Source organism: Pedobacter sp. (assembly GCF_035566355.1).
Classification (GTDB): Bacteria; Bacteroidota; Bacteroidia; order Sphingobacteriales; family Sphingobacteriaceae; genus Pedobacter.
Genome location: NZ_DATMRL010000075.1, coordinates 1 through 7,955, shown reverse-complemented (window position 1 = coordinate 7,955; position 7,955 = coordinate 1). Strand labels below are relative to the sequence as shown.

General features: G+C 40.0%; 8 protein-coding genes. 1 reads left to right on the top strand and 7 read right to left on the bottom strand.

Going from position 1 to position 7,955, the window contains the following annotated elements:
• Window positions 1-879: TonB-dependent receptor plug domain-containing protein (locus VNZ46_RS02820; protein ID WP_325558559.1), on the bottom strand; the 879-nt coding region annotated here is incomplete at its 3' end.
• A gap of 148 nt (window positions 880-1,027) precedes the next feature.
• On the opposite strand from VNZ46_RS02820, the gene VNZ46_RS02815 reads away from it, so the two are divergent.
• Window positions 1,028-1,894, top strand: a complete 867-nt coding sequence (locus VNZ46_RS02815; protein WP_325558558.1) for an AraC family transcriptional regulator — start codon at window positions 1,028-1,030, stop codon at window positions 1,892-1,894.
• Here VNZ46_RS02815 and VNZ46_RS02810 read toward each other — a convergent pair.
• The 6 genes from VNZ46_RS02810 to VNZ46_RS02785 form a co-directional block, all read right to left on the bottom strand.
• Window positions 1,891-4,368, bottom strand: a complete 2,478-nt coding sequence (locus VNZ46_RS02810) for a mechanosensitive ion channel domain-containing protein (RefSeq protein WP_325558556.1) — start codon at window positions 4,366-4,368, stop codon at window positions 1,891-1,893. The two genes, VNZ46_RS02815 and VNZ46_RS02810, sit on opposite strands and share 4 nt — an antisense overlap.
• Before the next feature lie 134 nt (window positions 4,369-4,502).
• Complete coding sequence (gene creD, locus VNZ46_RS02805) at window positions 4,503-5,894, bottom strand: cell envelope integrity protein CreD (protein WP_325558555.1); 1,392 nt, start codon at window positions 5,892-5,894, stop codon at window positions 4,503-4,505.
• Between the two features lie 56 nt (window positions 5,895-5,950).
• A complete protein-coding gene (locus VNZ46_RS02800; RefSeq protein WP_307866637.1) occupies window positions 5,951-6,253 on the bottom strand; it encodes a winged helix-turn-helix domain-containing protein in 303 nt (100 codons plus the stop codon).
• The gene (locus tag VNZ46_RS02795) at window positions 6,250-6,870 is read right to left on the bottom strand and encodes a hypothetical protein (protein ID WP_325558552.1); all 621 of its coding nucleotides are present in this window, start codon (window positions 6,868-6,870) and stop codon (window positions 6,250-6,252) included. Before VNZ46_RS02795 ends, VNZ46_RS02800 begins: the two co-directional genes overlap by 4 nt.
• 67 nt (window positions 6,871-6,937) lie before the next feature.
• Entirely contained in the window at window positions 6,938-7,444 is a 507-nt protein-coding gene (locus VNZ46_RS02790; protein ID WP_325558551.1) for a GNAT family N-acetyltransferase, read from the bottom strand.
• Window positions 7,445-7,540: 96 nt separating this feature from the next.
• A partial coding sequence (locus VNZ46_RS02785) for a formylglycine-generating enzyme family protein (protein WP_325558549.1) occupies window positions 7,541-7,955 on the bottom strand: 415 nt, incomplete at its 5' end.

Genomic DNA, 7,955 nt, shown 5'->3' with positions numbered 1-7,955 from the left:
ATCCGGATTAGACTGGCTTTTTATCGCTTCTAAGGTTTGCGCATCATAAAGTGGTGTTCTGCCCAGATTGGTTTCTGCTTCATTACGTAAAATGGCGTAATTATATGCGTTGGTATAATCTGGCAGATAGGTGGCCGATTGCCTGCCGTAATAAGCATTATAACTAATTGTTGGGCTGCCATTCCCTTTTTTGGTTGTAACCAAAATTACGCCGTTTGCTGCTCTTGCACCATATATAGAGGATGCAGAAGCATCTTTTAATATAGAAATCGCTGCCACATCATTAGGATTGATACGGGCAAAATCATTTTGAGTAACGATCACACCATCAACCACAAACAAAGGAGACGATGTCCCTAAATTTGCACGTCCCCTTACATTGATACTACCTAAATCATTACCCAAATCGCCAGGAGATGATTTGACGGCTACACCTGGTACAGTACCCTGTAAAGCATTGGTTAAAGAGGTGACCGGTCTGTTGATGATCGTTTTGGTATTTACAGTATTAACTGCACCAGATAAGTTAACTTTTTTCTGGGTGCCGTAAGCAACGACAACGACTTCATTGAGTTCTCTTTTCTCTTCTGTGAGCTGAACATCCAGGTGTGTTTTGTTTCCTACCGGAACTTCCAGAGGGGTGTAACTGACATAGCGGAAGATCAATACCGGGGATTTTTCCATTCCCAGATCCAGGACAAAGTTGCCGGTAGCATTGGACTGCACCTTCATTGTGGTACCTTTTACCATCACAGTTACTCCTGGTAATGGTGTATTAGTTGCTGCATCACGTACCGTCCCCGTGATGTTCCTTACTTGTGCCTGAGCAAAACTACCGATCAGGAAGACCGATAATAATAATAAACGTATACGAATCATAGTGTTGGTTTTTGGTTGAATTGGTTTGGTTAGTTATAGGGAATAAAGTTATATGCTGAACCTGCCATTACCTCTACCTGCTTTGTCTGATACTGACACTATATTATCCAAAATTATAGTTTATCAGATATTTTAAGCAAATTAGCGTATGCAACCACTTCTGATTGAAACCAAAACTGTTTTACAGCATTCTATATTTATAAAGGAGGTTAATGTAAAGAACCTGAGTAATCCATTGCACTTTCATAATGAATATGAGATGGTGCTGATCAATACCAGCAGCGGAAGAAGAATCGTTGGAGATAGCATTGAGGATTTCAGTGCCGGAGATCTGGTCTTAATGGGTCCAAATCTTCCGCATGTGATGTACAATGACAAAGAATATTATGAGCCTGCAAGTACCCGGGAGGTAAAAGCTATTGTGACTTACTTTAGGCTGGATTGGTTAAATGAGGAATTTATTAACTCCAATGAAGTTACACGGTTCAATGAATTACTTAAAGACATCAACCGGGGAATACGGGTGTATGGCAAATCTCAAAAGCAGGTGGTCAGGCTGTTGAATAAGTTGCTGCAAAGTACTGGACTGAAAAGGATTATTAACTTATTACATATCCTGAACCTTTTGTCTGAAACAAAGGAATACAAATGTCTGGCCAGTGTTGGTTACAGCAATCCACATAATCAAAAAGATGTTCAACGGATCAACCGGGTATATAACTATATTATGAACAATTTTGCTGAAGAGATCACCCTGAAAAATGCATCAATGCTGGCTAACATGACCATATCTGCTTTTTGCAAATATTTTAAAGCCCAAACCCAGAAGACCTTTACCCAGTTTGTAAATGAAGTTAGGATAGGCTATGCTTGTAAGCTGTTGTGCAATGATAACTTGTCTATTTCGCAGGTGTGCTTTCAAAGTGGTTTTAATAATCTGACCAATTTTAACCGGAATTTTAAGCATTATACGAAAGTTTCACCCAGCGATTTTAAAAAGAACCTCAGTATCTAGTGATCGTCGTCTGCTTTATCTGGATGATGGAGATAAATGTCTTGCTGAGGAAATGGAATTTCAATTCCGTTTGCTCTAAAAGCGGTTACAATTTTCATGATCAGGTCGCTTTTTGTAGCATAAGTATCTCCGATGTGCTTTGTCCAAAAATAAACTTTCAGATCAATCGAACTATTGCTAAATTGTTCATATTGCACTACGGGCCCCGGATTTTTACTGATCCGTTGTTCACTATTTAAAATTTCAGCAAGGATCTGCCGGCATTTTTCAAGATCTGTATCGTAGGCAACTCCAATTAAAATAGATATCCGTTTGCGATTTCCGCCAAGCGACCAATTGACCAGATGGGCATTGAGCAAATCGCCGTTAGGCATTACCACATCGGCTCCGTCCCAGGTAGAAATGACACTGCTACGAAAGCCTATGGATTTCATTTTGCCACCCTGACCGTCCACATCTACAATATCACCTACATTTACGGGCTTTTCAAATGCAATGATCAACCCGCTCACCAGGTTATTGACCAGGGTTTGTAAACCGAATCCTATACCCACACCCAGTGCACCTAAAACAATGGTTATCCGATCAACCGGAATTCCCGCTGCTGCAACAGCTAAAAACAAACCTATGCTGAGTATAGAAATACGAACCAGCAAAAGCCAGCTGCCAATCCCTTCAGCTCCAGATTTATCATCCTTCCCGGCATGCAGGTGTCTGTCTGAGGCAAAGAAAGAGACAATTTTGGAAATGACCACAGCAATCCCCATAATCGTAATGAACAACAACATATTGTTTATACTAAAAGAATAATTGCCGAGTGTGCGCTCTTCGCTGAAAAAATTCAAAAGAGGCTTAGACAGATAGTCAAATGCAATAAAATTACGCCCGAATAATACGATCCAGCCGAGGATCAGTACTAAATAAAACAAAGCGGGAGCTTTTTTACCTACTTTTTCAAAATTAAGATAGAACAGTTTCTTGTCCTGGCCTGAATATACATTAAAGGCCAGGAATAGTCCTTCATTAATCAGCCGTACTGTCCAGAGAAAAAGAATAGCGATAACGACATTCAGAAAACCACTGATAAATAATGTTTTTGCCAGATTATACCGACCGATCATGTTGGCCAGTGCAGAGATGAGTTCAAGTAAGGTCATAAACGCAATTGACCATACAATCCACTTTTCTCTAAGCTCGTCCTTGTGTCCTCTTAATAAGATATTGATCCCTGCTATTGTTCCAAAGATAGAAATGAAAAGCATAAACCATCGTTCGACTCTGGATGCCTGCAAAACCAGATTACCCAGTGCAGCAATTATAAAAAGTATCACCATCAATAACCAGACACGCATCCAGTACTTTCTAACAAAATCTTTAAAAATAATACTGAGGCAAATGCAGGATATTGCCCAGAAGATAACGCTTAAGATAAAGGGCGGTGATAGGAAAACAAACTGGAAAAGACTAATCACCAATAAGATGGCTGACAGCAATGGATATCGGATCACCAGCTGACCATCAAAATCTGGTTTAAGCAGACCGCCTTCAATATAAATGTTTTTAAGAGACCGCAGGTAAATAAATGAGGTCAGTATAAGTAAAATCATTACGGCCAGTTTACCCGCATTATTTTCAGCATAAAAACTAAGTGTCAGTAATCCTTTCGTTTTAGAAAAATTGAGTATCTCACCAAAAGGACGGTAAAAACCTTCAGGATCCCATATATTACTAAATTCTCTTTTGAACGTTTGATTGGCCATATCTTTTTGATAGGCTTCAATTTCTTCTAAACTGCTCTGTAGATTAAACGCTGTAAGGTTGACCTGGTTCAGTAATGTCTGGATATTATTGCTCGCAAGTGTTAATGAAGTATCTACCGGACTGGTTTCATAGGCTATGACACGTATCTTTTGCAGATACTTCATGAGTGTTGTTGAATCCTTAGGAAATTTAAACAGGGAAGGAACGCTCAGTAAGGAATCCAGTTGATACCGAAAATTGTTTAATTCCTGAAGATGAAGATCTAAACTTATTTTTCTGGCATTTGCCTTATTCAGTAACTGAGCCAGTATTTTAGAGGTTGCAGTTAAATTGCGAAAAGTCTGCGCTGTTCCTTTATTGGTAAACACTCCATCACCTGCTATTGCAAAATCTTTCTCAATTTCCTGAAGCACTAATTTAGTTCCTGGCGTATCTAGCTTACTTTTGAGGTAAATTTTTGCTTTCTGCATCGTCCGTTTCAGCTCATCAAATGTTTTGATCTGATTGATTGATGCTTTATCAGCGTCAAAATCTTCTGCGCTTTTCTTTGAAGATCGTTTTGCAAAAGCTTGCATTTTCTCTACAAAATCCAGTTTTAAACTATCTTTCGCAATAGGCTTCCTTGTCGTATCCGTTTTTTGGGCATGAAGGTTCGTGCTGCAAAAAAGACATACGGAAAACAAAAGAAAGGAAAATACTTTTTTAAACAACATAGATTTACCAGGGATTAATATTCAATAATACGCAAAAATTGGCATTTAAATATCTTGCCTGGCCATAACCAACTGCCAGCAACCCTTCGGCTGCCGGCAGTATCGGAGAGCAAACGATGTCTTTTTAATCTATATTATTTCTTGTCCAGATTGACCCTTGCAGCTAAATGCATCAGCACGCCTACAATGACAAACAGGCCAATGCTTCCAAACAATAAAGCCAGGTCTTCAAGCTGGATAATGACATATACAAAGCAATAGAAAGTGGCAATAATGGCGGCATAAATCGCCGCCGCTTTCTTGTTCCGCAGCAAGGACGCAATAAAGGTACTGATCAATCCAATGGTGGCTGCTGAGGCAATCAGATAGGCAATGTTAAAGCCCATTTGTTCGCTAAAGGACAGGAGCAAAATATAGTAAATGGTCATAGCAGATCCGATAAGCGCATAGTGAAGTACATGTATACTGCGCTTAATCAGCAATTCGGTAAACAGAAGTGAAATAAAAGTAAGGAGAATGATCAGTATAGCATATTTTGCGGTACGCATGGTTTTTTGATACTGATCTACAGGAAGTTTAAATTTTACGCCAAAAATTGCAGCATCCTCACCTTTGGCTTGCAGACTGGTCTTACCTCCTATCCATTGTTGTGGCAATGGGCGGTTAAAATAGGTCATTTTCCAGTTCGCATCAAAAGTCTCTCCTGCAATCTTACGTTCTTCAGGAAGATAGCGACCGGTAAAACTCGGGGCATTCCAGTTACCAGAGGCTCTAACATTGGTGGTCCTTCCCAAATGCATAAAGTTCAGGTCTCCGCTTCCCCGGATATCCAGGTCAAAATCAAAATTTATAGCCGTACTTTTACTGACTGAAAGATCGGGGCGAATCACCAGGTTATTTTCAAAAAGATTTTGTATATCATTAGTTGCTGCTTCTGCAGCATTGAATACCTTGGAAAGGTTATCTGGCTCTACATTATAGGGCTTGTTCTCCAGCTTAATGACCGGGTTGTTCTTTAAACCTTTCAAATCACTTAAACCAATCACTACTTTAGCCTTGTCCCATAAAATTTTATTGGGGTCGATATCTGATTTTTGAAGTTCCAGGGCATCAAATTTACCTGTTGTATGAATTTTAGCATCATATACTACGGCATCAAAAATGGCACGGTGAAGTTTCCTGGGTTGTACCGAAGCCGCAATGTTCAAAACTTCAGGAAGCAAATAGATATTGGTAATCAGTTCTCTGTCTTCATATTTTCCGGCTGCATTTTTTTCTGAAACTGTAGTTTTATAGGGCAGTACCATAACAGGGCCTTGTACCAACTGACTGCCTGACCATTTATCGGCGATTTCAGCACTAACTTCTTCTCCTCTTGCCTGCCTTTCACGGATGAGGTCCTGTATGAGATTAGAAGGAATAAGCAATAAAAGTACAAGTATGCCAATAACGGTTGCTTTAACCATAAATGACTGCTTCAGCCATTCTCTAAAGGTTTGTTTTTCGGGTTGTTCTGTTGTATTCATTGTTATATTTTACTTTTAAAAGTACTTTGCATTACAAAGTGTATAGATAAAAAAATTTAGAGTTTCTGTTGTTTAATCAAATTTTCAAGTGCCTGGAGATGTCTTTTGAAAGCGTTCCTGCCTATTTCTGAAGCAAGGTATTGGGTATTGGGTTTTCTTCCAACAAAAGTTTTGTTCACTGTGATATACTCTTCCTTTTCCAAAGCTTTTAAATGCGAAGCCAGGTTGCCATCTGTGACTTCAAGCAGCTCCTTTAGGGAGTTAAAATCATAGTGTTCATTAGCTACTAATACGCTCATGATCTGCAAACGTATACGGTTTTCGAATGCTTTGTCGAAATGGATCAGTGGATTTTTCACCTGTCGTATTTAAAGTGCATAATGGAACCATATACAATATGCAGCACGCCAAAGCCAATGGTCCAGAATACCAAACCATAACCGGGTTGCAGCGCAGCGATTAATCCCAAAGCAATTTCCATGATGCCCAGCCATTTTACATCTTTATAGGTATAATGACTTCCTGCAACCAATGATAAACCATAAAAGATAAGCGAGGCAGGTGCAACAATTTCAACAAAGCCTCTGGACAAAAGCGCCAGAATGAACAGGCCTCCTGTAACCAAAGGAAAGGCCATACTCACCAGTAATCTTTTACTGCCTGGGTTCCAAAACTCCTGTTTGTTCTTCCTGGCCTTTCTGATGGTTAAATAGACACCTGTAGCAAGTGATAAAATTAATACGGCAACGGCCACTGCAATTAATTTCCAGGTGATATAAGCATCATTTACGTAATGCTCCCGGTAGGCTAAACTTTTGGAATTCCCATAAACGATCTTGTACCCTATTGCCGATCCTGCCAATGCATACACACCTGCCATGACACCGGATAAACCGCTCAGTGAAATAAATTTAGCAGAACGCTCCATCAGGTTCCTGATAGACGACAATTCGGCATAGATGTCTTTATCTTCCATTTGAAAGTACTTTGAGATACAAAGCAACATAGAAAAATCCAGACTTCCAAGTATTATATTGTTTTTATTAAACCTCTATTTCGAAAAGGCTCAGCGTAATTGCATTATAGTGTGCAGGAAGCTGATCTGAATCCATAGGCTTAGTAATTCCTTTAAAGGTAAAACCGCAGCTTACATAATAGTCAATCAAAGACTGGTTATCTCCCCAGGTATCCATACGGATAAATAATTTCTGGTGTTGTTTACAAAAATCGCGGGCCCAGTCTGCAATAATCTTTACAAAATTACGGCCCCGAAAGTCCGGCCAGGTCACAATACGGTGAAGGTAAATTGCGGGTGGGTTGTTGTTTTCTCCCCATATTTCGGGGTCTTGATAAGTGACAGCAAAAATACAAGCCGGCTTTCCGTCTATGAGGATCTTCCATTGCCGGTTTTCTTCAATTTCCTTTTCAATTAAAGTGCGTTCAAATGGTTGCCAGTGCTTGTTGAATTTGGTTTTCTGATAGGCTACAGCGGCATCATAAAACTTAAAAATAGTCTCTATATCTTTGGGTGTACTATTGACGATCTGCATGTTCTTTTGTTTGTAATGATCCAAAGGTATAGCATTAATTTAAAGAGATTGCAGCACAGTTTCAGTAGATTTTTGGAGTACAGAGCCAGATGCATTTTAGAGTTTAGCCACCCGGAATCCCTGATTGCTGAAGGAAGCATGAGGGCTTACTCTTCCAATATCCAGGGAATTGAAGAAACCACAGGCACTTTTACTGCACCACCAGGAACCGCCCCTGGCGTGGGCAAGCTTGCGACCTTTGGGATCGGTCATTAATGTGCCCTCGCAAAATTCGAATACATTTCCATACATATCATACAAACCATAGGCAGTAGGTTTGAAACTACCTACCGGAGAAGTGTACAGATAGCCATCTGAAGCATCAGCAACTTTATGGTTCCGACCATGCCAGATATTGGCGTACTCTCCAATTTTTTCAGCATCATTGCCCCAAAAGTAGAGGGTAGAAGCACCTGCCCGGGAAGCGACTTCCCATTCATCGAGGCTCGGCAGCCGGACTTTTGCCCATGCA